The organism is Sulfitobacter sp. S223 (assembly GCF_025143825.1).
Taxonomy (GTDB): domain Bacteria; phylum Pseudomonadota; class Alphaproteobacteria; order Rhodobacterales; family Rhodobacteraceae; genus Sulfitobacter.
The window spans coordinates 1,892,407-1,917,225 of sequence record NZ_CP083560.1 but is presented as its reverse complement, the minus strand read 5'-3'; the positions used below and the strand labels follow the sequence as shown (position 1 = coordinate 1,917,225).

At 56.0% G+C, this 24,819-nt stretch carries 24 protein-coding genes; 13 read left to right on the top strand and 11 right to left on the bottom strand.

Translation table 11 applies throughout. The features are described from left to right. Positions 1-72 precede the first annotated feature (72 nt). The 8 genes from K3757_RS09230 to K3757_RS09195 all read right to left on the bottom strand — a co-directional run bounded on the left by K3757_RS09230 (position 73) and on the right by K3757_RS09195 (position 7,856). A complete protein-coding gene (locus K3757_RS09230) occupies positions 73-1,410 on the bottom strand; it encodes a branched-chain amino acid ABC transporter permease (protein WP_259994892.1) in 1,338 nt (445 codons plus the stop codon). Further along, positions 1,407-2,420 (bottom strand): branched-chain amino acid ABC transporter permease, encoded by a 1,014-nt coding sequence (locus tag K3757_RS09225; protein ID WP_259994890.1) that lies wholly within the window; start codon positions 2,418-2,420, stop codon positions 1,407-1,409. Before K3757_RS09225 ends, K3757_RS09230 begins: the two co-directional genes overlap by 4 nt. After that, the gene (locus tag K3757_RS09220) at positions 2,420-2,815 is read right to left on the bottom strand and encodes a hypothetical protein (protein ID WP_259994888.1); all 396 of its coding nucleotides are present in this window, start codon (positions 2,813-2,815) and stop codon (positions 2,420-2,422) included. The genes K3757_RS09225 and K3757_RS09220 overlap by 1 nt, the downstream gene beginning before the upstream one ends. A gap of 2 nt (positions 2,816-2,817) precedes the next feature. Then, the gene (locus K3757_RS09215; RefSeq protein ID WP_259994887.1) at positions 2,818-3,636 is read right to left on the bottom strand and encodes an ABC transporter ATP-binding protein; all 819 of its coding nucleotides are present in this window, start codon (positions 3,634-3,636) and stop codon (positions 2,818-2,820) included. A 3-nt stretch (positions 3,637-3,639) separates the two neighbouring features. Beyond that, a complete protein-coding gene (locus K3757_RS09210) occupies positions 3,640-4,161 on the bottom strand; it encodes a hypothetical protein (protein WP_259994885.1) in 522 nt (173 codons plus the stop codon). Positions 4,162-4,190: 29 nt separating this feature from the next. Beyond that, positions 4,191-4,973: an ABC transporter ATP-binding protein gene (locus tag K3757_RS09205; RefSeq protein WP_259994883.1), complete on the bottom strand. Its 783-nt coding sequence runs from the start codon at positions 4,971-4,973 to the stop codon at positions 4,191-4,193. 117 nt (positions 4,974-5,090) lie between these two features. Then, on the bottom strand, positions 5,091-6,284 hold the full coding sequence (locus K3757_RS09200) for an ABC transporter substrate-binding protein (RefSeq protein WP_259994880.1): 1,194 nt from the start codon (positions 6,282-6,284) through the stop codon (positions 5,091-5,093). Positions 6,285-6,851: 567 nt separating this feature from the next. Continuing rightward, on the bottom strand, positions 6,852-7,856 hold the full coding sequence (locus K3757_RS09195; RefSeq protein WP_259994878.1) for a GlxA family transcriptional regulator: 1,005 nt from the start codon (positions 7,854-7,856) through the stop codon (positions 6,852-6,854). 185 nt (positions 7,857-8,041) lie between these two features. On the opposite strand from K3757_RS09195, the gene K3757_RS09190 reads away from it, so the two are divergent. Next, a complete protein-coding gene (locus K3757_RS09190) occupies positions 8,042-9,412 on the top strand; it encodes a class II 3-deoxy-7-phosphoheptulonate synthase (RefSeq protein WP_259994875.1) in 1,371 nt (456 codons plus the stop codon). A 50-nt stretch (positions 9,413-9,462) separates the two neighbouring features. Here the strand turns inward: K3757_RS09190 and K3757_RS09185 are convergent, their stop codons facing one another. Next, complete coding sequence (locus K3757_RS09185; RefSeq protein WP_259994873.1) at positions 9,463-10,149, bottom strand: PAS domain-containing protein; 687 nt, start codon at positions 10,147-10,149, stop codon at positions 9,463-9,465. A 263-nt stretch (positions 10,150-10,412) separates the two neighbouring features. Between K3757_RS09185 and K3757_RS09180 the strand changes: the two genes are divergently transcribed. From K3757_RS09180 to phoB, 10 genes are all read left to right on the top strand, one after another. Next, positions 10,413-11,303 carry a YicC/YloC family endoribonuclease gene (locus K3757_RS09180; RefSeq protein ID WP_259994872.1) on the top strand — a complete coding sequence of 297 codons (891 nt, stop codon included), beginning with the start codon at positions 10,413-10,415 and terminating at the stop codon, positions 11,301-11,303. A gap of 3 nt (positions 11,304-11,306) precedes the next feature. Then, positions 11,307-11,948, top strand: a complete 642-nt coding sequence (gene gmk, locus K3757_RS09175) for a guanylate kinase (protein ID WP_259994871.1) — start codon at positions 11,307-11,309, stop codon at positions 11,946-11,948. Then, the gene (locus K3757_RS09170) at positions 11,945-12,466 is read left to right on the top strand and encodes a gamma carbonic anhydrase family protein (RefSeq protein WP_259994869.1); all 522 of its coding nucleotides are present in this window, start codon (positions 11,945-11,947) and stop codon (positions 12,464-12,466) included. The genes gmk and K3757_RS09170 overlap by 4 nt, the downstream gene beginning before the upstream one ends. Positions 12,467-12,470: 4 nt before the next feature. After that, positions 12,471-13,508 (top strand): ATP-binding protein, encoded by a 1,038-nt coding sequence (locus K3757_RS09165; protein ID WP_259994867.1) that lies wholly within the window; start codon positions 12,471-12,473, stop codon positions 13,506-13,508. Between the two features lie 144 nt (positions 13,509-13,652). Continuing rightward, positions 13,653-14,693: a substrate-binding domain-containing protein gene (locus tag K3757_RS09160; protein WP_259994865.1), complete on the top strand. Its 1,041-nt coding sequence runs from the start codon at positions 13,653-13,655 to the stop codon at positions 14,691-14,693. A gap of 84 nt (positions 14,694-14,777) precedes the next feature. Further along, entirely contained in the window at positions 14,778-16,289 is a 1,512-nt protein-coding gene (gene pstC, locus K3757_RS09155) for a phosphate ABC transporter permease subunit PstC (RefSeq protein ID WP_260001157.1), read from the top strand. Beyond that, a complete protein-coding gene (gene pstA, locus K3757_RS09150; RefSeq protein WP_260001156.1) occupies positions 16,286-17,611 on the top strand; it encodes a phosphate ABC transporter permease PstA in 1,326 nt (441 codons plus the stop codon). Before pstC ends, pstA begins: the two co-directional genes overlap by 4 nt. A gap of 11 nt (positions 17,612-17,622) precedes the next feature. After that, positions 17,623-18,420 carry a phosphate ABC transporter ATP-binding protein PstB gene (gene pstB, locus K3757_RS09145; protein ID WP_260001155.1) on the top strand — a complete coding sequence of 266 codons (798 nt, stop codon included), beginning with the start codon at positions 17,623-17,625 and terminating at the stop codon, positions 18,418-18,420. Between the two features lie 4 nt (positions 18,421-18,424). Beyond that, positions 18,425-19,135: a phosphate signaling complex protein PhoU gene (phoU, locus tag K3757_RS09140; RefSeq protein WP_260001154.1), complete on the top strand. Its 711-nt coding sequence runs from the start codon at positions 18,425-18,427 to the stop codon at positions 19,133-19,135. Between the two features lie 5 nt (positions 19,136-19,140). Continuing rightward, a complete protein-coding gene (gene phoB, locus K3757_RS09135) occupies positions 19,141-19,830 on the top strand; it encodes a phosphate regulon transcriptional regulator PhoB (RefSeq protein ID WP_260001153.1) in 690 nt (229 codons plus the stop codon). Positions 19,831-19,832: 2 nt separating this feature from the next. On the opposite strand, the gene K3757_RS09130 is transcribed toward phoB, so the two are convergent. Further along, positions 19,833-20,864 (bottom strand): ACP S-malonyltransferase, encoded by a 1,032-nt coding sequence (locus tag K3757_RS09130; protein WP_260001152.1) that lies wholly within the window; start codon positions 20,862-20,864, stop codon positions 19,833-19,835. Next, positions 20,861-23,044: an alpha-ketoacid dehydrogenase subunit alpha/beta gene (locus K3757_RS09125; RefSeq protein WP_260001151.1), complete on the bottom strand. Its 2,184-nt coding sequence runs from the start codon at positions 23,042-23,044 to the stop codon at positions 20,861-20,863. Before K3757_RS09125 ends, K3757_RS09130 begins: the two co-directional genes overlap by 4 nt. Positions 23,045-23,499: 455 nt before the next feature. Here K3757_RS09125 and aroQ point away from each other — a divergent pair, with 455 nt between their 5' ends. Further along, the gene (aroQ, locus tag K3757_RS09120; RefSeq protein WP_260001150.1) at positions 23,500-23,940 is read left to right on the top strand and encodes a type II 3-dehydroquinate dehydratase; all 441 of its coding nucleotides are present in this window, start codon (positions 23,500-23,502) and stop codon (positions 23,938-23,940) included. Then, positions 23,937-24,692: a LuxR family transcriptional regulator gene (locus tag K3757_RS09115; protein WP_260001149.1), complete on the top strand. Its 756-nt coding sequence runs from the start codon at positions 23,937-23,939 to the stop codon at positions 24,690-24,692. Before aroQ ends, K3757_RS09115 begins: the two co-directional genes overlap by 4 nt. Positions 24,693-24,819 lie beyond the last annotated feature (127 nt).

Here is a 24,819-nt window from a genome sequence, read left to right as displayed (position 1 = left end):
GCATGATGCAAAGCGCGCGGTCTATTTCAGAACAATCATAGCCGGCCGGTTTCATCCGGCGGGCTTTTCATTTCACTTCTCGGGGATCAAGCCTCGCGGGCTGAACCGCAACACGACGATCATTATAACACCCATCGTCATCAGACGCATCTGCGCGGCACTGTCGATTAGATGCGCGCGCAGCCAGCTGTCCTCGGCCATGCCCGACGTGATGATATCCATCAGGAAAAGGCCAATCGGCTCAACCTGCACCCAAAGGAACCAGATCAGGAAACCACCAAGGATCGCACCCAGATTGCTGCCAGAGCCACCGACAATTACCATGACCCAGATCAGGAAGGTAAAGCGCAGGGGCTGGTAGGTGCCCGGCGTCAACTGGCCATCCAGCGTGGTCATCATCGCGCCCGCAATGCCGCACACGGCCGACCCCAGAATGAACACCTGCAAATGGCGCGCGGTCACGTCCTTGCCCATCGCCTCGGCGGCGACTTCGTTGTCGCGGATTGCGCGCAGCATACGTCCCCAAGGAGAGTTCAGGGCGCGCTGGCTCAGCCAGAAGATGATACCCAGAACCGCCGCAAACAGGGCCGCATACAACAGCTTCACAAAGATCGTAGAACCTTCGACCGGATCGAACCCAAGAGATGCGGCACGTTCCACAAAGGCTGCGGAGTTTTGCAGGTCGAGCTCATAAGGAACAGGTCGGGGCACGCCAACAACGTTCTTCACACCGCGCGTCAGCCAGTCTTCGTTCTTGAGCATCGCAATGATGATCTCGGCAATGCCCAGTGTTGCAATGGCAAGATAGTCGGAACGCAGTCCAAGGGCAGCTTTACCGATCAGCCAAGCTGCACCGGCAGCAAAAAGCCCGCCAACAGGCCAGGCGATCAACATGATCCATCCGTTGTCACGGTAGGTTTCTTCGGTGCCTGGGTTCAGGCCACCAAGATACCCTGTTGCCGCTGGATTTACAGCTTCGATCAGGGCGACATTCGGGTCCAAAAACCCGCGGAACACAAAGAAACCAAAAATCAGGATGGCCGTGATGGCCAGGTTCCGGTTACGGCCCGCTGACATGCGCCGGTATGCAAAGACGGCTGCCACAATCGCGGCAGCGCCAAGCAACAGCGCGAGGATAACCCCCGGACCGCCGGCACTGAACGCGCCCGGTGTGGCGGGCATCCCGATCAGCACAGCCGCAAGCCCCCCCAAGGCCACGAAGCCCATGACGCCCACATTAAACAGCCCCGCAAAGCCCCATTGAAGGTTCACCCCCAGCGCCATGATCGCCGAAATGATGCCCATGTTCAGGATGAACATCGCGTTGTTCCATCCCTGAAAGAAGCCAGAGATAAGGATGAGCGTGAAAACCAGTGCAAACAGCAACGTATTTTTGACGGTATCGGTCATGTTGTGGACTGCCCTTTGAAGAGGCCCGTAGGCTTGAACAGCAACACGATCAGCAAGATCACGAAGCTTACGGCGAATTTGTAGTCAGTGGACATCAGCTGCACGAGACCCGAAGGCTCCAAGCTTTCCGGCATCAGATAGACCAGCACCTTCTTCCATGCGTAGGTGATGGTAACTTCGGAGAATGCAATCACGAACCCTCCTGCAATCGCGCCCAGAGGGCTGCCGATGCCGCCCACAACCGCTGATGCAAAGATCGGCAATAGCAGCTGGAAGTAGGTGAATGGTTTGAACGATTTATCCAACCCGTACAGCGTGCCGGCAATCGTTGCGAGGGCTGCAACGATGATCCACGTCAGCATCACAACCCGCTCCGGGTTAATGCCGGACAGTAGCGCAAGGTCTTCGTTGTCCGAATAGGCCCGCATGGATTTGCCAGCGCGCGTTTTGTTCAGGAACCAGAACAGCAGCGCCACAACGATGATCGCTGTAACAACAGTGATAAGCTGCGTTGTGCGGATACCCAGACCTTCGTCCAGACCTGTCATCGTCTTGAAATCACGGGCGGAAATGATGAATCGCGGCCCGTCGGCAAAGCTTTGGTCATCAGGGCCAATGATAAAGCGCACAATACCGTTCATGATGAACATCACCCCCATGGAGACGATCACGAGGATCACCGGCTTAGCCTTTTGTTCCCGGTAGAAGCGATACACCAGACGGTCCGTCAGCAGCACCAGCAGAACGCAGCCCAAAATGCCAACAGGCAGCGCCAACAGGGCAGTAGGGACAGGCCCAAGGCTTACGCCTTTGGCTTGCAGCCCCCATGTCACCAGAATGGTGATCATCGTGCCAAAGGCCATCGTGTCGCCATGGGCGAAATTAGAAAATCGCAGAATGCCGTAAACCAGCGTCACCCCGAGCGCGCCAATGGCAAGCTGACTGCCATAAGCGATACCGGGAATGAGAACGTAGTTCGCGAGCGCGACGAGTGCGTTGAGAAAATCCATTATGCCGCGTCCTTACAAGTGCCGTAGTAGGTGATCATCATCGGGATGGTGGCGTCCATCACCACATAACGCGCGTCTCCGGCTGCATCGACAACCAGACGGCCAAACACGCGCCCGTCATTTTCAGCCCACATCGCAAAGGTGATATCTTGCCTGCCGCGCAAAACGACATTGCGCGTTACAGCGTCATCGCGCCAAGTTGCACTTGCGTCCATGCCGTCTTGAGGGGCGGTGAAGTCTTTGTAGTCAATCGTCGTATCGTAACTTGTGGCTTCGCAGCTTTCTGTTTCGATACATTCCGTCACAAAGCTACACACCAGTTGTTGTGCCGCTCCGGCAGAACCGGCAGATGCACACAAAAGAGCGGAAAACAGACAATTTCTGAGTGTTGTCATCTTCACCCCCCCAAAAACGATTTGCGGACTTCGGGATCGGCCAGCAGTTCCTTACCCGTGCCAGTGTACGCATTCGCACCTTGCACCAGAACATAGCCTTTGTCAGCGATTTCAAGCGCTTGGCGGGCGTTCTGTTCCACCATGAGGATCGGAATCCCAGTCCGCGCCACTTCGATAATGCGGTCGAATAGCTCATCCATCACAATCGGCGATACACCCGCAGTTGGTTCATCAAGCATCAGCACCTTGGGCTGGGTCATAAGCGCGCGGCCCACAGCGACCTGCTGGCGCTGACCGCCAGAAAGCTCTCCTGCTGCCTGATGACGCTTGTCCTTCAAGATGGGGAACAGGTCATAGACCTGAGCCATCGTATCACGGAAATCATCGCGACGGATGAACGCGCCCATTTCGAGGTTCTCTTCCACCGTCATTGACGTGAAGATATTCGAGGTTTGAGGCACAAAGCCCATCCCCTTGGCCACGCGGGCCTGAGGGCTAAGGCCGGTGATGTCTTCTCCGTCCAGCTTGACCGAGCCCGAGCGCACATCAAGCATTCCGAAAACAGCCTTCATCGCAGTGGATTTACCGGCCCCGTTCGGCCCAACGATCACGGCGATCTCACCCTTGTCCACGGCGATAGTACAGCCATGCAAGATGTCCGGCCCCTTGCCGTAGCCACCCGTCATTGTGTCACCAATCAAGAAGGGGCCACCGGGGGAGGCATGGCTTTTGCCACTAGTCTTTGGCATTATCGATCCTTGGCCCTTGGCGTTGCCAACAGACAAATCCTTGTTCCCGCGATCTGAATAAGCGTCGCTCATATATTAATTTTCCTTGCTGGTCTTGCGGAGCATGGCGAGTATCTGCCGCCGTTGGGCGACGATGTCTTCAGCCTTGGCATCTGCATTTGCTTTAGACGATAGATAAAAGATCTGCCCATCGACATAGGTATGGCTCACGACGACGGGCCGGAGATAGTCAAAGGGAGGGAGCAGGCCAAACCACCGGCGCTTTGGCAGAAGAACAGAGACTGCGGAAGAATACTGTCCGGTGACGGATTGGCCATATGATACGAAGCGGTAGCTTGCAGTGTTCTTGGCTAACTTCTTCTGTACATTGAGATATTCTTCAAGAATAGTCTCGGGCGGCAGGTCTTCCCATTTGCTGTTCGGCCATTTTGTCCCACCGATCAACTTGTCATGCATATCGCCGACCGTCACATGAAAGCCTGCGGCGGTCTTGACGACCTTATGCGGCAGTGGCCCGTCATAGCACAGCTCAAGCCCGGTACGGGTGGCCGCACAGGATTCTCCGGCGGCCTGCACCGGGCCGGCCATCGCAAGCAAGGTTGCCCCGACGAACGCATAATTCCGTATCACGCGCCGACCTGTTCTTTGTTTTTGAGACCTGTACCAAGATAGGCTTCGATCACCTGCTCATTGGCTTTGATCTCGGCCAGTGTACCTTGCGCCAGCACGCGACCTTCGGCCATGCAGATCACCGGATCGCAGAGGCGGCCAATGAAATCCATGTCGTGTTCAATCACCACGAAAGTATAGCCGCGCTCTTTGTTGAGGCGCAGAATAGCGTCGCCGATGGTGTTGAGAAGGGTGCGGTTCACACCGGCGCCTACTTCGTCAAGAAACACGATCTTGGCATCCACCATCATGGTGCGTCCAAGCTCCAACAGCTTTTTCTGCCCGCCCGAAATTTGGCCTGCTTTCTGATCCGCCAAATGCTCAACGGTCAGAAACTCCAGAACTTCATCCGCCTTCGCGCGCAACGCGCGCTCTTCGTCGGCGATCCGTTTGCGGCCAAACCACGTGTTCCACAGTGTCTCACCCGATTGTCCACCCGGCACCATCATCAGGTTCTCACGACAGGTCATCGAATGGAATTCATGTGCGATCTGGAAGGTGCGCAAAAGGCCTTTGTGGAAGAGGGTATGCGGCGGCAGGCCGGTGATGTCTTCGCCCGCCATGGTCACGCGACCGGAAGTCGGTTGAAGAACGCCCGCGATCACGTTGAAAAGAGTGGTTTTTCCAGCGCCATTCGGACCGATCAAGCCAGTGATAGAACCTTCTTCGATGGTCAGGCTTGCGCCGTCCACAGCATGGAAGCCGCCGAAATGTTTGTGTAAATCGTCAACGACGATCATATGTTTTATCCCCGTGTGCGTGGCTCCCCGCATCTATGCGCGGGGTTGATCCGGTGTGAAAACAGCCCGAGGCATGCCCCGGGCTGTCTTGTTGTTATGCCCGTTCAGGCGACTGGCTTATTTGAAACCGACGGTTTCATTCTTGCCGTCTTTAACTTCGATCATGCGGTAAGAACCAGCGGATTCGCCAGGTCCGATCAGCTCGACCGCAGACGCACCAACATAGTCGACGTCTGTACCTGCTTTGATCAACTCAAGCGCTTTGCCCAGCTCGCCGGGATAGATCTTTTCGCCGGGGGCGTTCGCCACGTCGAGGATCTTTTCCTTGTAGACTGCCGGATCCATGGAACCGGACGCCTGCATGGCCAACAACAGCAGGGCTGCTGCATCATAGCTTTCTGGTGTGTAAGGCGAGGTGCCGTCAAAGCCACCAGCTTCGGCCATCTTCGAGAATGCCTCGATGCCTTCACCTTCGCTGCCTGCAATCTGGCCGTAAGAACCATCAAGGTCAGGCCCGATTGTTTCGGGCAGGTTGTCACCGATCATGCCGCCGGGCAGACCGAACTGTTCCCATGCGCCTGCGTCCAGTGCCGCTTTGATGATGCCGGCGCCGCCTTGGTCAAGGTAGCCTGCAACAACAAGGATATCACCGCCAGCAGAGGCAAGCGCGCCAACTTCGGCCGAATAATCCGCTTTGCCGTCTTCATGCGCGGCAACAATTGTCACTTCGCCGCCCAGCGCCTTGAACGAGGATTCGATCGCGTCTGCCAGACCTTTGCCGTAGTCGTTGTTTGTATAGGTCAGAGCGATGGATTTCACGCCACGCTCTTGCAGGATTTCCGCCATGACTTCGCCTTCACGCGCGTCAGAAGGAGACGTGCGGAAAAACAGGCCGTTGTCTTCCATTGTGGTCAGACCGGGGGATGTGGCGGACGGAGAGATCATGACCATGCCGTTCGGAATGGCGACGTTCTGCAGCACAGCACCGGTCACACCGGAGCAATCCGCACCAACAATGCCGGACACGCCATCAGCGATCAGACGTTCGGCGTTGGACACAGCCAGACCGTTGTCGATACAGCCTGAGTCAACGCGCATTGCAGTGACCTTGGCGCCATCCATCAGCATACCGCTTTCGGATACTTCGTTGACGGCCATTTCGGCACCAGATGCCATTGGACCTGTCAGGGATTCAATCGGGCCTGTGAAGCCGAAGATGATTCCGAGTTTAACTTCTTTTGCGTGGCCGTCGGCGAAAGCGCCGGTAGCGACAAGTGCTGCAGCCGTTGTGGCCATAAGCATCTTTTTCATTTGGTTCTCCCATGTTGGAACGTAACGTTCGGTGCGTAGCCTATGCGGCGTCTGCTAAAAAGAGAAGCAGATTTTTTCGGTAAAAACGGCCTGTTTTGACGATACCAACAGTGAATTATCGCGCTATTTTCGCGTGTTCTGCGCTTTTTTCCCGAGATCACAAAGCTGCCGTCGCGTCATAGGCAATCCGACTGAATCGTCTTGCATCTGATGACGGGACCGGAAGTATGTCCTGTGCCAATCTCTGCACACGCAACACATCGGGCAAACCGGTTATTGATTGGGGAAGGGGACGCGCATTAGTCAGGGTACGCTCTAACGTGATGGCCGACCGCGCAGCCGCTCTGTCCCGCGCGGCCCATGTACCATGCATCATAGATCAACGGCCCCGTTGCCAAACCAATTTCGGGGCAGGCTAAGCAGCTGCGCGCCCCGATGATGATCAAGGTTGCTTTCACCGCATGGTGCAGCAGGCCATAAAGGGTAGAGGGCGCGAAACCACCAGTCCGGCCAAAAGTCGCCTTGTCACTAACGCTGAAATGATCAAAGCAATCCCGCCAGACAACCTCAAATCGACAGGCGTGCCGCGTGACTGCCACGTTCTCGGTATGGGGTCGTATCATAATGCGCCCGATAACATTTCGAGAAATGCGACGGCGATGCAAACCCACAGGCCAGCGCCACGTTGATCACACTCATATCCGTCTGCATCAACAGGTTGCGCGCTTTTTGCAGTCGAAGCTCCATGTAATAGCGTTTTGGGCTCCGGTTCAGATACCTGCGGAAAAGACGCTCCAACTGTCGCGTGGACATGCCGACATCTTGCGCAAGGATTGAAGGGCTTATGGGCTCTTCAATATTGGCCTCCATAATCTGGATGACCTGACTAAGCTTGGGATGACGCACACCAATGCGGGTCGGCACAGACAGACGCTGTGTGTCCTGATCTGTCCGGATCGAGCTATAGATCAGCTGGTCTGCTACCGCGTTGGCCAGATCCTCACCTTGTTCATCTGCGATAATTTTCAGCATCAGATCAATCGAAGACGTCCCACCCGCGGTTGTCATCCGGTTATTATCCACCACAAAGACCGATTTGGTCAGGATCACATCCTCGAATTCTTCTCCGAAACTGTCCTGATTCTCCCAATGGATTGTGGCGCGGCGCCCGTCGAGCAAACCTGCTTTGGCCAGTGAATAAGCAGCAGTGCACAGACCGCCGATCATCAGGCCCTTACGCGCTTCGCGGCGCAGCCATGACAAAACCTTCTTGCTGGTGGCCTTTTGCACATCAATACCGCCACACACCATAATTGTGTCATCGCGGGTCATATCAATCAAGTCATGGTCAAGCTGGAACACTGTTCCTGCGGAACAAACCGCTTGTACGCCGCCTTCACCAATAAGCACCCATTCGTACAAGGGACGGCCAGCCATCCTGTTGGCAATACGCAAACTTTCGATCGCAGTCGAAAAACAGAGCAGACTGAAATTGTCCAACAGCACGAATACAAACCTGTGCGGTTTGTCCGGATTTTCAGGGATGCGTTGTGCGTGCGGCGCTTTGGCCATATAGGCGGCTCCCGGGTTAGGAGGGTTACGGTATTTTTGGTGCGCCACTAGGGCATGAGGATAAAACCAACGTCAAGCATACAAATGGGTTATGGTCACTGTGGGTCATGTTTTGTATAGGTACCGTCTGACCCAGCGTTTGCGCCAACATAATGCGCGCAACCGCCAACGACCGGAGACAAGATATGACCGACTGGAGCAAATCAAGCTGGCGCAGTTTGCCACGGATTCAAATGCCAGACTACCCCGACCAGCAAGCGCTGGAAGCGGTAGAGGCGCAGCTGTCCCGATATCCGGTTCTTGTTTTTGCCGGTGAGGCACGGCGTCTGCGCAAGCATCTGGCTGCTGCAGGACGTGGCGAGGCCTTCTTGTTGCAGGGCGGTGATTGCGCCGAAAGCTTCGAACAGTTCTCATCCGACATGATCCGCGACACCTTCAAGGTGATGCTGCAGATGGCTGTTGTCCTGACCTATGGCGCAAAAGTGCCCGTGATCAAGGTTGGTCGCATGGCAGGGCAGTTCGCAAAGCCACGCTCGGCCAACACCGAGACGATCGGCGGAGTGGAGTTGCCAAGCTACCGCGGTGACATCATCAACGATCTTGCCTTCACGCCAGAATCGCGGATTCCAAACCCCGAGAACATGATGCGTGCCTACACACAGGCAGCCGCAACGCTAAACCTGCTGCGTGCGTTCTCGACCGGTGGGTATGCGGATGTTCACAAAGTGCACGGCTGGACCCTTGGCTTTACCGATGGTGAAAAGGCTGCAAAATACCGCGATGTCGCCACACGCATTTCCGACACGCTGGATTTCATGGCCGCTGCCGGTGTGACATCCGACACCGCGCACACGCTGCAATCGGTTGAGTTCTACACCAGCCATGAATCACTGCTTCTTGAATACGAAGAAGCGCTTTGTCGTCAGGAAGCCGAGACAGGTAAGTGGCTCGCAGGTTCAGGCCACATGCTATGGATAGGCGACCGGACACGCCAGCCGGACGGCGCGCATGTGGAGTTCGCCTCCGGTGTGCAAAACCCGATCGGTCTGAAATGCGGCCCGACGATGGAAGCGGACGATCTCAAAAAGCTGATGAAAAAGCTCAACCCGCACAACGAAGAGGGCCGTCTGACGCTGATCGCGCGCTTTGGTGCGGGTGCTGTGAGCGATCATCTGCCGCGCCTGATCCAAGCTGTGCGCGAAGAAGGCGCAAATGTGGTTTGGACCTGTGATCCAATGCATGGCAACACCATCAAGTCGTCCACCGGTTACAAAACACGCCCCTTCGAGAGCGTTTTGCGCGAAGTGCGTGAATTCTTTGCTGTGCATGCTGCAGAAGGCACCGTGCCTGGCGGCGTACATTTCGAGATGACCGGTCAGGATGTGACCGAATGCACAGGCGGCGTTCGGGCAGTTTCTGACGAAGATCTGTCAGATCGCTATCACACAGCCTGTGATCCGCGCCTCAACGCAAGCCAGTCTTTGGAGCTGGCGTTCTTGGTGGCCGAAGAACTGTCAGCACGCCGCGACAAAGCTGCGGCACAAGAAGCAGGTTAAGGTAAAAAGGCAGGGCGTTCGCGCCCTGTCTCTCTCTGTGCATCCGAAGATTATTCGTCGGATACAACAAGACGCAGGTAGGGCGGGCGGTTTTTGGGATGCGCGCCGCTTTCGCCGGTAAAACCTCTTTGTTCCTCCGCAAACCCGTCAGCGGCCATCTCGGATTGAACGGCCTGCGGTTTTTGGTGGGCACGACCCAGACTGCTAAAGTTGATGTCCCGAAGGTCAAACCGGCGTGGCACTGCGCCCAAATCCCCCGGACAGACAATGCAGCCCAGAATGCGGCTCACATCGCCCAGATCGCTTTTAAGAGGCAGCAGAACCATCCGCGCATCCAACGCCGGTTTTCCCAAACCGGCTGTTGAATACATCATCACTTCGGCAGTTCCGGGGGTCTGGAACACTTCCTCTAACAGTCCCGCCACGCGGGTTCGGGCATCTTGTTCGAAGAATGAGGTAAGCGGCATCCCGCGGGCTTCCATCCCCATGATGTCATGCAAATGACTGCCGGCAATCCGCATACGTGCAACGCCCGGCGCCACACGTTCAAGGATAAAGGAATAAGGTAACGCACTTTCTATCCCGCGCGGATCGATCTCCGCGCGTTTGGGCATTTCACGACCTGCGCGCAGAGCATCCCAATAGGCCTCGACAATCGCGAGTGGGGCATATCCGCTGTGTTGCTGATAGTCAGACATAGTGACAACATTTTGCGTGGTTTTAATTAAGTTGTCCATTAAAGCTCTCATTCGGATCAGGTGGCTTGGGTGTAACGGCGGATTTCCGCGCTTGAGCGCTGGAAAAGCGATGGAATGACCAAAGGACACGTTCTGTGACTAGAGCAAATTAGCACGATTTGCCTCTTATTGGTCATAATTCAGTCATATAGGTTAACGGCCCATTTCTACGCCTCAGGGCCTTATCAGTCGGATGGGGCTTGCAGATAAGGGGGAAAAAAACCTATTCCGGACCCAGACAGATTTTGAAAGGGTGCGTGCAGATGATCAGGTCCATGACGGGTTTTGCCGCAAAAAGCGGTTCGCTGGCACCACATAGCTGGGGCTGGGAATTGCGCGCGGTTAATGGCAAAGGGCTTGATCTGCGCATCCGTGTCCCGGACTGGATACCGGGCCTTGAGGCCGGCCTGCGCGCCGCGTTGAGTGCGGGCGTTGCGCGGGGAAATGTCACCTTGGGCCTGCGCGTGAACCGCGAGGAAAGCAGTGGCGGCCTGACAGTGAACGAAAGCCAACTAACCACAGTGCTTGACGCTCTTGGCCGGATCGAGGCAGCGGCGATGGATGCAGGCGTTTCGCTTGCGCCCTCCAAGGCCACCGATATTGTCACTATGCGCGGTGTGCTTGAGCAAACCGTAACAGAAGATGACAATGAAGCATTGGCCAAGGCGCTGTTGGCCGAATTTGACGCGGTTCTGTCCGATTTCAATGCGATGCGCATTTCTGAAGGGGCCGCGCTGGAAGGGGTCCTACGCGATCAGCTTTCCCAGATCAGCGCGCTTACTGCCGAAGCGGCCGCGTTGGCGCAGGCCCGCAATGCCCAAACTGAAGAGTTGATGCGCCGCAATCTGGCGCGCGTCATGGACAACCTCGACGGGATCGAACCTGACCGCATTGCAGCTGAACTGGCCCTTATAGCGGTAAAGGCAGACATCACCGAAGAAATTGACCGTTTGGTCGCGCACGTTGCCGCTGCAGAGGCTTTGTTGGCAGGCGACGGCCCTGTCGGGCGCAAACTGGATTTCTTGATGCAGGAATTCAACAGAGAGGCGAACACGCTTTGCGCCAAGGCGCAAAACAGCGACCTCACACGCGTCGGACTGGCCCTTAAGGCCGTGATCGACCAGTTGCGTGAACAAGTACAGAATGTGGAGTAAACTATGAGCAACCGGCGCGGTCTTTTGATTATCCTGTCTTCGCCTTCGGGCGCGGGCAAATCCACACTCGCGAAGCGGTTGATGGTGTGGGACGATACCCTAAGCTTTTCGGTCTCGGCCACCACGCGCCCGCCGCGCGAAGGTGAGGTCGACGGAAAAGACTATCTGTTTGTGAACGAAGAGACGTTTCGCAAATGGGTGTCTGAAGGTGAAATGCTGGAGCACGCCCACGTCTTTGGCAATTTCTACGGCTCGCCGAAAGGACCTGTCGAAAAAGGGATCGAGGCCGGCAATGACGTCCTTTTTGACATCGACTGGCAGGGCGCGCAGCAAATCCGGAACTCTCCTCTGGGGCTTTATACCCTGTCGATCTTCATCCTGCCGCCCTCCATCAGCGAACTTCATCGCAGGCTGGTGAACCGTGGTCAGGACGATACAGACACCATCACCAAACGCATGCAAAAAAGCTGGGATGAGATCAGCCACTGGGACGGATACGATTACGTTCTGGTAAACGATGATCTGGACGCGACAGAAGAAAAGTTGAAGACCATCATCAAGGCGGAGCGGCTCAAACGGACGCAACAGCCCGAACTAAGCGCCATCGCGCGCCGCCTGCAATCTGAATTCGAGGATCTGACATGACCATTTACGCCCTTGCCGACAAAACGCCAAAAATTGCCGCCGATGCATGGGTCGCACCCGATGCAAATGTGATCGGAAATGTAGTACTGGAGGAAAAGGCCTCGGTTTGGTTCGGCTGCACGCTTCGGGGCGACAATGAGCTGATCACTGTTGGGGCCGGATCGAACGTGCAGGAAAACTGTGTGTTCCATACTGATCTTGGCTTTCCGCTGACGATCGGCACGAACTGCACCATTGGCCACAAGGTCATGCTGCACGGCTGTACGATCGACGACAACTCCTTGATCGGGATGGGCGCGACCATTTTGAACGGGGCCAAAATTGGCAAGAACTGCTTGATCGGGGCAGGGGCCTTGATCACGGAAAACAAGGTCATTCCTGATGGTAGTCTGGTCATGGGCGCACCGGGAAAAGTGGTGCGAACACTGGATGAAAAGGCGATACAGGCCCTGACCGCAAGCGCCCTGCATTACCAGCAAAACGCGGCCCGTTTTGCCGCTGATCTCAAGGAAGTTTGAACCAGTGACAACGCCCCTGCCTGTGAGCGAGGTGATTGCGGCGCTGCCGGTGCCTGCGCTGGCCATTGGCGCAACAGAGCAGATCATCACCCTGAACCATGCGGCCCAGCAATTGCTGGGCATGCCTGCACAGGGTCGGCATTTCATCACGGTTCTGCGCCAGCCATCCGTTGTTGAGGCTGTCGAGAAATGCCTTGCTAACGGATCACAAACCACGGCCGAGTATCTGACACGGGAAAACGGGATTGATACGACCTATACGGTGTCGGTCAGTCCGGTGGGCAAGACCGGCATCGCGCTGTTGTCTTTTCAGGATATCACGGCGGTCACAGCCGCAGGCCAGATGCGGCGTGACTTTATCGCTAACGTAAGCCACGAGCTGCGCACACCTCTGACGGCGCTGATGGGTTTTATCGAAACCCTGCGCGGCGCTGCGCGTGACGATGCAAAAGCGCGCGGTCGCTTTCTTGAGATCATGAGCAAAGAAACCGAGCGGATGAACCGGCTTGTGGGTGATCTGCTTTCTTTGAGCCGCGTAGAAGCGGAAGAGCGTGTGCGACCTGACGCAGAAGTGGATGTGTCCAGTATCGTCGCCATGACGTTGCGAACACTCACGCCGTTGGCCATGGATGCCGATGTCACGTTGATCTCGGACCTTCCGTCAGATCCGGTCATGATGCGGGCTGACCGCGACCAGCTTGTTCAAGTCTGTACCAACCTCATAGAGAACGCGATCAAATACGGCGGCAAAGGCAAGCGGGTCTATGTTTCGTTAAGCGTGGAAGAGCATGTACAAGCGCTGCGCGCACGGGGACTGGTGTTATCCGTGCGCGACGAGGGTCCCGGCATCGCGCCCCAGCATTTGCCGCGCCTGACAGAGCGGTTCTATCGGGCTGACGAACACCGCAGCCGCGAACTGGGCGGTACAGGATTGGGTCTGGCGATCGTTAAACACATTCTCAACCGCCACCGCGCCCGTATCAAGATTACGTCCGAGCCCGGCCAAGGATCTGAATTCAAGGTGCTTTTGCCGCTCGAATAAGGTTTGTCACAAAAATTATGACAGCAAATTGCCGGTTGTCATAAAACTGTAACGAACCTGTCACAAAAGGTTTGCATCGCAGACTTAGGTCGGGATCAATATCACCATGGGGGTGATTGCAACCGACTACTGACAGGAGACACCATGTCTTTCGCAAAACTCACAACATCCGCGCTGGCCATTGCGGCCGTATCCGCAACAGCTGCTGCCGCACGCGATCAGGTTCAGGTGGCGGGCTCCTCCACTGTTCTGCCATACGCGTCCATCGTAGCCGAAGCATTTGGCGAAAACTTTGACTTCCCGACACCAGTCGTTGAATCAGGCGGCTCCTCTGCCGGTCTCAAGCGTTTCTGTGAAGGTGTTGGCGAAAACACCATCGACATCGCAAACGCATCGCGCCAGATCCGCGACAAGGAAATCGAAGCATGTGCCGCCAACGGTGTGACAGACATCATCGAAGTTCGCATCGGCTATGACGGGATCGTTTTCGCATCCGACATCAACGGCAACTCATTCGAATTCACGCCCGTTGACTGGTACAAAGCCCTGTCCGCAAAGGTGGTCGTAGACGGCAAGGTCGTCGACAACCCATACACAATGTGGAACGAAGTGAACCCCGCGTTCCCTGCGCAGCCGATCCAGGCCTACGTACCGGGCACAAAGCACGGCACACGCGAAGTGTTCGAAGACAAGGTGATCCTTGAGGGTTGTGAAGAAACAGGCGATTTCGAAGTCTTCAAAGCATCCATGGAAGACGACAAAAAAGCCGCGGAAAAAGCCTGCATCGCGCTGCGCACCGATGGTAAATCCGTCGATATCGATGGCGATTACACAGAAACGCTGGCCCGTATTGAAAGCAACAAAGACGGCATCGGCGTGTTTGGTCTGGCGTTCTACGAAAACAACACAGACAAGCTGCAGGTTGCGACAATGTCCGGCGTGGAGCCTTCGACAGAGAGCATCTCGACAGGTGAATACCCTGTATCACGCCCGCTGTTCTTCTACGTCAAGAAAGCCCACATCGGCGTTATCCCAGGCGTGAAAGAATTCGCTGAGTTCTTCGTAGCGGACGAGATTGCCGGCCCGGATGGCCCCTTGGCCGAATACGGTCTGGTATCCGATCCAGAACTGACAGACACTCAGGACGCTGTTATGAACGAAGCTGTCATGGGCAGCGGCTCCTGAGCCGAAGTCCGGATGTAAAATTGACCGAGGGGCTGCTTTTCCAAGGCGGCCCCTCACCATTGGCGCCCACACGGCGGAGACTTTATGCCCTTTTCGTTTCTCGAAAACCCTATGACCCTGACCCTGATCGTGCTTGCGATTGCCATTACGGGATATGTCGTGGCGCGCGGTCGGGCCATGGCACGGGCAGGGGGCGATGCAAGACGTCTGCACTCGCTGCCCAACTACTATGGTATGACAGCGGCGATGTTTGCGGCCATTCCCGCGCTTGGCGTGCTGGTGATCTGGTTGTTGGCACAGCCGATGCTAATCCAAAATTCCATCCTGCCATTGCTACCTGCGGACGTCACTCAAAGCAGCGGCACAGTTTCGCTTGCGCTGAGTGATGTGAACCGCGTTGCCGAAGGTTTGGACGCTGCCGTGTCTAAGGGGGTGCTGGATGCACAAGCGATCGACGCGCTGCGCGATGATCCGTCCACCCTGCGTGGCACGCTCGCCGAGGTTGGCGTGGCTTTGGGATCAGAGGTTGAACCCTATGTCCTTGCAGCGGCAGAGCGGGCGCGCGCGCTGGAAACCCGTTGGGGCCTGATCCGCGCCGCCGTTGTGATTGTACTTGCGCTTGCCGGTTTGGCCTTTGCGGTGCGTGCGGCAGATCCGAAATTCCGTGCCCGCAATGTGGTCGAGCGTGGTGTGCTGGCACTTTTGATAATTGCTGCATCGCTGGCCATCCTGACGACAGTAGGGATCGTCCTGTCCATGCTCTTTGAAACGATGAACTTCTTTTCACAGCACCCTTGGAAGGATTTCTTTTTCGGAGACAGCTGGGCCCCCAATTTCCGTGGCAACAGCGAACTATCGATCCTGCCTCTACTGTGGGGCACGCTGTATATTTCGATCATTGCGCTGCTGGTTGCTGTGCCAATCGGCCTTTTTGCCGCGATTTACCTCAGTGAATATGCGGGGCCAAAGCTGCGGGCCATTGCAAAACCACTTCTGGAAATCCTCGCCGGTATCCCAACAATCGTCTATGGTCTGTTTGCCCTGCTGACAGTTGGGCCATTTCTGGTTGATGTATTTGGTGCCGGCGGTGTTCTGAGCATGGAAGGTCTGCGCGGCGGCGATCCGTTGATGGCAGGTGCCACGGCGGTGATCACCGCAGGTCTGGTGATGGGCATCATGCTGATCCCCTTTGTGTCCTCGCTGAGTGATGACATCATCAACGCGGTGCCGCAAAGCCTGCGCGACGGCTCTTACGGGCTGGGCGCAACGCCGTCCGAGACGATCCGCAATGTTGTGCTGCCTGCAGCACTTCCCGGTATTGTGGGCGCGATCTTGCTGGCGGCGTCCCGCGCTATCGGTGAGACCATGATCGTGGTGCTTGGGGCAGGGGCAATTGCACGTTTCTCTGGCAACCCGTTTGAGGCAATGACCACGATCACCACCCGCATCGTCAGCCAGCTGACCGGCGATACGGATTTTGCCAGCCCCGAGACACTGGTGGCTTTTGCACTGGGGCTCACGCTCTTTGTGCTGACACTGGGGTTGAACGTCATCGCCCTCTACATCGTGCGTAAATATCGGGAGCAATACGAATGACCGACGCCACCCACTCTTCGCTTTTGAAACAAGGCGCACGCACGGTAAAGCGCAACCGCGCCGAGGCACGCTTTAAGGCCTACGGTCTGCTGGCCATCGGTATCGGTGTGCTGATGCTGTTGGTCCTGCTGACCACGATCATCGGCCGTGGAACGGGTGCGTTCCAGCAGACCTACCTGACGCTGGATGTGACACTGGACGCCGCCAAGATCGATAAAAAGGGCAACCGGAACATTAATGACATCAAAAAGGTATCGACCTTCGGGTACAAACCGTTGCTGGTAAATGCCTTTGAGACAATGGTCGAAACAACGGAAATCACATCAGACCTCAAGCCGAAGGCGATGTCTGATATCCTGTCCAAAGGCGCCGAAGCACAGATGCGCGACGCTGTATTGGCTGATCCTACGCTGATCGGGCAGACTGTCACTTTCGACTTTCTCGCCTCGGGGCGGGTAGACGGTTACCTCAAGGGTCGTGTGACCCGTGACAGCATCGCAAATGACAAAAATATCAATGCCGAACAGCTTGATCTGGTGGACCAGCTGCGTGCTGCGGATGTGTTGGAAAAGAAATTCAATCTGGCTTTCATCACCGGTGCAGACAGCTCTGATGCGCGACCAGAGGCAGCCGGATTTGGGGTCTCTATGGTTGGATCTTTGGCGATGATGCTGGTGGTGCTGGCGCTTGCGCTGCCGGTCGGTGTTGCAGCCTCTATCTATCTGGAAGAATTTGCGCCGAAGAATTTGATCACCGATATCATCGAGGTGAATATCTCGAACCTCGCTGCGGTGCCGTCTATCGTGTTTGGTATTCTTGGCCTTGCGGTCTTTATCAACTACATGCACCTGCCAAACTCGGCCCCGCTGGTGGGTGGTTTGGTGCTGACCTTGATGACCCTGCCAACGATCATCATCTCGACCCGCGCGTCACTCAAATCCGTGCCGCCGTCGATCCGCGATGCGGCGCTTGGTGTGGGTGCATCCAAGATGCAATCGGTGTTCCATCACGTGCTGCCGCTTGCGGCACCTGGTATTCTGACAGGCACGATCATCGGTCTCGCGCAGGCTTTGGGTGAGACTGCGCCACTGCTGTTGATCGGGATGGTCGGCTTTATCGCATCAAACGGTCCCGAAAGCATCAGCGAAGGTTTGCTAAGCCCCAACTCTGCCATGCCGGCACAAATCTACGAATGGGCCAAACGTGCGGACCCTGCCTTTTATGAACGCGCCTGGGGTGGCATCATCATCCTGCTGGTGTTCCTGATTACAATGAACTTCGTCGCGGTCATGCTGCGCCGTCGCTTCGAGCGGCGCTGGTAAGAGGCAAGATCATGCGAGACAACACACAAACTCTGGAGGCACATGTGGCCAATAAATCCAAAATTTCCGCCACAGGCGTACAGGTCTACTACGGTGACAACCACGCGATCAAAGACGTCAACGTCGAGATCGAGGACAAGACCGTCACCGCGTTTATCGGACCATCAGGCTGTGGCAAATCGACGTTTCTGCGCTGTATCAACCGGATGAACGATACCATCGATATCTGCCGCGTCGAAGGCAAAATTCTAATCGATGGCGAAGACATCTATGACCCCGCTGTCGATCCGGTACAACTGCGCGCCAAAGTCGGTATGGTATTCCAGAAACCGAACCCGTTCCCGAAGTCCATCTATGACAACGTGGCTTACGGCCCCCGTATTCACGGGCTGGCGCGCAACAAATCAGAGCTGGACGAAATCGTCGAACGCGCCCTGCGACGGGGGGCCATCTGGAACGAGGTCAAGGACCGGCTACACGCACCCGGCACCGGACTGTCCGGTGGCCAGCAGCAGCGTCTGTGCATCGCCCGCGCTGTCGCAACAGAGCCAGAGGTTCTGTTGATGGATGAACCATGTTCGGCGTTGGACCCGATTGCCACCGCACAGGTGGAAGAGCTGATTGACGAGCTGCGCCAGAACTATTCAGTCGTTATCGTCACCCACTCCATGCAGCAGGCCGCACGGGTCAGCCAGCGCACCGCCTTTTTCCACCTCGGCAATCTGGTCGAGTTCGGCGATACGGACAAGATTTTCACCACACCCGAAGACCCGCGTACCGAAAGCTACATCACCGGAAGGATCGGTTAAGCCAATGGAAGAACATAACCATATCGCCTCTGCCTTCGACCGTGACCTTGAAAAGGTACAGGCGCAGATCATGAAGATGGGCGGCCTTGTCGAAGACGCGATCCGGCAAGCGGCCACCAGCCTTGAAACCCGCGACGAAGATCTGGCAGAAAAAGTTCGCGCTGCGGACAAACAGATTGACGTGCTCGAAGCGCAGATCAACGAAAACGCTGCCCGCGTGATTGCGCTGCGCGCGCCTGCTGCGGTCGATTTGCGCATGATCCTGAGCGTCATGAAAATTTCTGCCAATCTGGAGCGGATCGGCGACTATGCAAAGAATATGGCGAAGCGGACCAGCGTCCTTTCCCAGATGCCACCCGTAAGCGACAGCACCGGCGCGATCCGCCGGATGGCACGGCTTGCCGAAGAAATGTTGAAAGATGCGCTGGATGCCTATATCCGTCGCGACGCCATCCTTGCCGCCGAGGTCATTGCGCGCGATGAAGATCTCGATCAGATGTATAATGCGCTGTTCCGCGAATTCCTGACCTTCATGATGGAAGATCCGCGCAACATCACCGCCTGTATGCACCTGCATTTCATTGCCAAAAACGTCGAGCGGATGGGCGACCACTGCACCTCGATGGCCGAGCAGGTAGTCTATCTGGTTACTGGCGCCCATCCTGACGAGGCACGGCCAAAAGCGGATGACACATCGGTCATGAATAAGGGGTAAGGCGGATGTCCACGAACCAAATGCAGGTGCTGCTGGTAGAGGACGAGCCGGCACAGCGCGAGGTACTGGCCTATAATCTTGAATCCGAAGGATATGCGGTGCGCCGCGCGGAAAATGGCGAAGAAGCCATGATGCTAATCAATGAGGCAGCGCCGGATATCATCATTCTAGACTGGATGATGCCATTGCTGTCAGGGATCGAGGTCTGCCGCCGCGTGAAAACGCGCCCCGAAACGCGTGAAATACCGGTGATCATGCTCAGCGCCCGCTCTGAAGAAGTGGACGCTGTGCGTGGCCTTGATACCGGTGCGGACGATTATGTGGTCAAACCGTATAACCTGCGCGAATTGATGGCCCGTGTCCGCAACCAGCTGCGCCGTGTGCGTCCTGCGGCATCAGGCGAGGTGCTTAGCTTTGATGACATCCAACTGAACGCCGAAACGCACCGCGTCACCCGAGCGGACGAAGAAATCAAACTGGGACCAACCGAATTCCGCCTGTTGGTGGTGCTGATGGAAAAGCCGGGCAGGGTGTTCAGCCGCGACCAGCTTCTGGATCTGGTCTGGGGCCGCGACATCTATGTGGATACGCGCACGGTTGACGTCCACATTGCACGGCTGCGCAAAGCGCTTTCAGCAAAAGGTGGCGCCGATCCGATCCGCACGGTGCGTGGCACAGGCTACGCGTTGGGCTAGGATCAAAGAGCCAGCGCTCTTTGATCCGCGCGGCCCATACTGATCACCAGCGGCGTGTCAGCTTGGCGCGCTTGGAATGCCGCCTTGCTATCGATGCCTTGCCAATTGATGCTGATAAGCGCTTGCGCGACCGCACTGCCCAACGTTGTACCGGGACCAGTGATGATGAACCGGTCTGGCGCGAAATTGCGCGCGGCGGCACGGACAGCCGCGGTGAAATCATATGTCTCGGTGATCTGGTGGCCCAGCGTGTAGTTGCGCAGCGATGTCAGATCGCATGCAACGGGTTGCCAGATGTGACCGCGACCATCGATCAACGCCGTGTGCGGATCGGCAAAAAGCTCTTTGGGCAGGGCCGTGCGCCCCATCTCCGCAACATCGGCCATCAGAGATGTATGGAAGGCGGCGTGGTTAGGAAGACGTAAAGCCGTACGGTTTCCGTCACCTGCAACGGCCTTCTCAAAGGCCACAAGACCTGTCTCGTTTCCTGCGACCACCAGCATACCACCCAGATGGATGGACAACGCCAGGCTGTGGTCGGGCTTGGCATCAATGTCGGAGATCAGCGCCATCAAGCGCGATTCCTCTCCCGCGATTGGCTGCCAGTTTTCGTCAACAAACGGATAAAGAACCTGCCCGCCTTTGCCATGCTTGTGCATCAACGTGCCCATGGTGTTGACGATGCGCATACCGTTCGCAGCATCTGCGCCACCACCTGCAGCAAGCGCGATATACCAGCCCAGTGAGTTTCCCGTGACAGCACAGATGTCATGGCTCTCATAAGCGGAAAGCGCATCCAGATAGCTTGCCGCATAAATCAACGGAGAGGCATTTTCACCCGTGGTGTGGCGCGCAGCCGAGAATTTCTCGGCGCTGTCGAGAGCGGTAAGCGTTTCCTGACCATCAGCGGCCCGCATCGCGTCCCATTCAGCAATCAGCGGATGGTCCGCATAGGTGCGGCCCAGCGTCCCGAGTTCAGCCTTGTTATAGGTTCCGCGACCAGGGCAAATGATAACAGCTGTCGGGCGGCTCATGATGTCACCAATGCGTTAGCAGCAGCGATGATGCTATCGGTTGAGGGCAGGGTGGCCGCGTAGGCCGGCCCCGTTGCGATAAAGCTGTCCTCGGCAGTGACGCGGGCAATGCGGCTGTGTCCCGCTTCGGTAAAAAGCGCCATTAGCTCTTCCGACTGGCTACCGGTGCGGCGGCATTCATCCACGATCAAAACATTCTTGCAGTCTTTCGTGGCTTCCAGGATTGCCTCGGCTGGTAGCGGCGCAAGCCATCGCATATCGATCAGCCGAAGGTTTATTCCTTTATCCTTCAATTCCTTACTGGCCTTCGTTGAAAGGTAGTAACCATTGGCATAGCTCACGATCGCCAGATCGGTACCCTCACCGCATACGGCAATTTCACCAAGACCAATACGCTGGTCCGGTGCGGGGTAGGACGTAAGCCAAGCGCCATCTCCGGATTCATCCAGATCGCGCATGGGATACAAGGCAATCGGCTCGACAAAGACGACCACGCGCTGCTCCTCACGGGCCAGACGCACGGATTCACGCAGCATCATCGCGGCATCAGCTCCGTTCGACGGGCAAGCGATGATGATACCCGGAATATCGCGCAACACAGCAAGGGAATTATCATTGTGGAAATGACCACCAAAACCTTTCTGATAACCAAGTCCTGCAATGCGCAGCACCATCGGGTTAGTGTATTGACCATCCGAGAAGAAGCTCAGCGTCGCTGCTTCGCCCCGCAATTGGTCTTCGGCGTTGTGCAGATAGGCAAGGAACTGGATTTCCGGCACGGGAACAAAACCGTTGTGAGCCATGCCAATGGCCAATCCAAGAATAGACTGCTCATCCAGAAGCGTATCAATCACGCGGTCCGGCCCAAAACGGTTCTGCAGCTTTTGGGTTACGCCATAGACACCGCCTTTGCGGCCTACATCTTCTCCGGCAACAATAATTTCCGGATGTGACAGCATCAGATCACTCAATGCCCAACCAATAAGCCTGTTCATCGGCTGCGGTTCAGACATCTGCTTGATGTCATTACCGAAAACCTCTGCCCGGCGCGCCGCAGACGGGCCATTGGACGGTAGACAACTGCGGGTAGGGGGAATGATACTCTCCATCACCTCCGCGGCAGTACTTAGGGCCGGTTGTTCCATCACTTCCACGGACACACGCGTGCAGATGCCTTCGATTTCATTATATACTTCAAGAGATTGCGAAGCACTTTTAATGTTCGCATCACGCAGAATGCGCACAGAATGAAGCAGCGGATCGTTCGCTTCGGACATCTCTATCGACGCTTTGTCGCGGTACGTCATCTCAACGTCCGATCCCGCATGGCCGTAAAGGCGCACCGTCGTTATATGTAGAAAAGCAGGTTTACGCGTCCGGCGCACATAATCTGCGGCAGCCTGCGATACTGTCAGCGTTTCGGCCATATCCAAACCGTTGCAGGTGAAATACCGCAGCCCCGGACGGTTCGAGAAATTCGCAGCGACCCAACCACGCGGCGTCGGAACAGAGATGCCTATGCCATTGTCTTCACACACAAAAATAATGGGCAGCGGCACGGATTGGAAACTGGTCCAGCAAGCGGTGTTAATCGCACCTTGGGCCGTAGAATGGTTGGAAGACGCATCGCCAAAACTACACATAACAATGCTGTCGTCTGGCAGACATTGATGCTCTGGCGTGCTACGCCGCGCGAGGCCCAAAGAATAGGCGGCTCCGACTGCTTTTGGCAAATGGCTAGCGATTGTAGAGGTTTGCGGCGGGATGTTGAGCGCACGAGAGCCCAGAACCTTGTGACGGCCGCCTGAAATCGGATCGGCTTTGGCTGTCCGGAAACTCATCAGCATGTCCCAGACCGGGCTTTGTCCCGGAACCTGCATGCTGCGCTGAATCTGGAATGCCGCATCACGGTAGTGCAAAAAGGCCATATCCGTGGGCCGCAATGCTTCGGCCACAGCAGCCATACCTTCGTGACCTGAAGACCCGATGGTGTAAAAGCCTTTGCCCACAGAATGCATCGCGCGGCTGGTACGGTCCAATTGACGGCTAAGCACCTGACTACGAAAGATTTCGACCAACTGGGCTGGCGGAATGGCTGGATCAGGCATCGGGCCGTTTGGCAGATCATTCTGCTCCAACCGCCGCAAGAAGTTCTGGTGAACGATAACAGCGCGATCCATGGACAAGCTCCGATGCAAATTTGAGTGTGGACGCAGGTTTCATAACCGACATAGGAAGGTCAATGGGGCGCAAGTGCTGAGCGGTATAAAAACGGCCATCCACAATATGTATAATCAGTATTATGTAATCTAGTTATTGATAGCGCTTCAAGTGACGCACCGGTAAGATATTGGTAACGCTCGCAGATACAAACGGCTGATACGTAGCGCGCAAACTGATTTAATCCGACTTCAAACGCACCTTTCAGTGATCTGTCGGTTCATCAGCAGGTCGAACCAGGCACAGCGACACCCCGGCTCGCACCACGCAGCCTGACCATGGCTGTACCTAAGCCGAACCTTAACGGCTCACATCTTGCAAAAAGACTGTGTTTTTATGGCAAATACGGCTCAACACTGGACAGACGGAGTAGACGCTGGCAGGGTTTTCCAAACACCTTGCGTCGGGAAAAAATATGCCTTCGGTACTTGTCTTGAACGGACCCAATCTAAATCTGCTCGGACAGCGGCAGCCGGAAGTTTACGGCAGCACGACGCTGGCCGACATTGAGGCATCTTGTCAGGCCCATGCCGCGCAGTTGGGTCTGGACGTAGAGTTGATGCAATCCAACCACGAAGGCGCGCTGATTGATGCAATTCACGCGGCCAAAGGCACACATGCGGGTCTGGTGATCAATGCGGGTGCCTATACGCATACCTCGATCGCGCTGATGGATGCAGTTGCTTCCGTCGAACTGCCGATGGTTGAAGTCCATCTAAGCAATATCCACGCTCGCGAAGAATTCCGGCACGTGTCCTATCTTTCAAAAGTCGCTGTCGGCCAAATATGCGGCTTTGGCCCGCGTGGTTACCTTATGGCACTCGACGCTCTTGCAGAAAGGCTGGTGCCGTCATGAGGCTGCGGGAATATCTGCTTACGGTTGCGGACAGCAAGAGTATCGAGGCGCTTTGGGAACGGCATGTCGCAAAGATGGCCGAATTCGGATTTGATCGCCTGCTTTATGGTTTCACCCGCTACCGCACAGCGACATCTTTGGGCGACCCAAGCGATTTTATCATCCTGACCAACCATTCCAGTGAGTACACTAAGGTCTTTCTGGATGAAGGGCACTATTTTCATGCGCCAATGGTGCATTGGGCGCTTGAGAACGAAGGCGCAAAAAGCTGGCGTCTGCTGGCTGACATGGAGCGGACAAAAACACTTAGCGCCCCTGAACGCCGAGTTCTTGAGTTCAACCGTGATATGGGCGTGACGGCTGGCTACTCCATCAGCTTCAAATCGATCTCTGCGCGCTCAAAAGGAGCGATTGCATTAACTGCGCGCCCTGGCATGGACCAAAGCGCGATAGACGAGGTCTGGGCGGAACATGGCGCAGACATCACTCTGATGAACAATATTGTTCACCTCAAAATCCTCACCCTGCCCTACACTCCGCCCAATCGCGCGCTGACATCACGCCAGCGCGAAGTTCTTGAATGGGTTGGTGATGGCAAGACGACCCAAGACATTGCACAGATCATGGGCCTCACGGCGGCCACTGTAGAGAAACACCTGCGGCTCGCGCGTGATGCACTGGACGTGGAAACCACTGCGCAAGCTGTTCTAAAGGCAGCTTTTTCCAACCAGATGTTTGTTCTGGATATTTAGGTTTTCTGAAAGTTAACCATTGGGTAAGGAATACCTTACTTTACGTTGGGGAAGATTCACCGCAAATTCCCCCTAGTCAGGCGCAAAGCTAAGCTGGTCTGGCAAACGACCCGAAAACCTTTGTAAT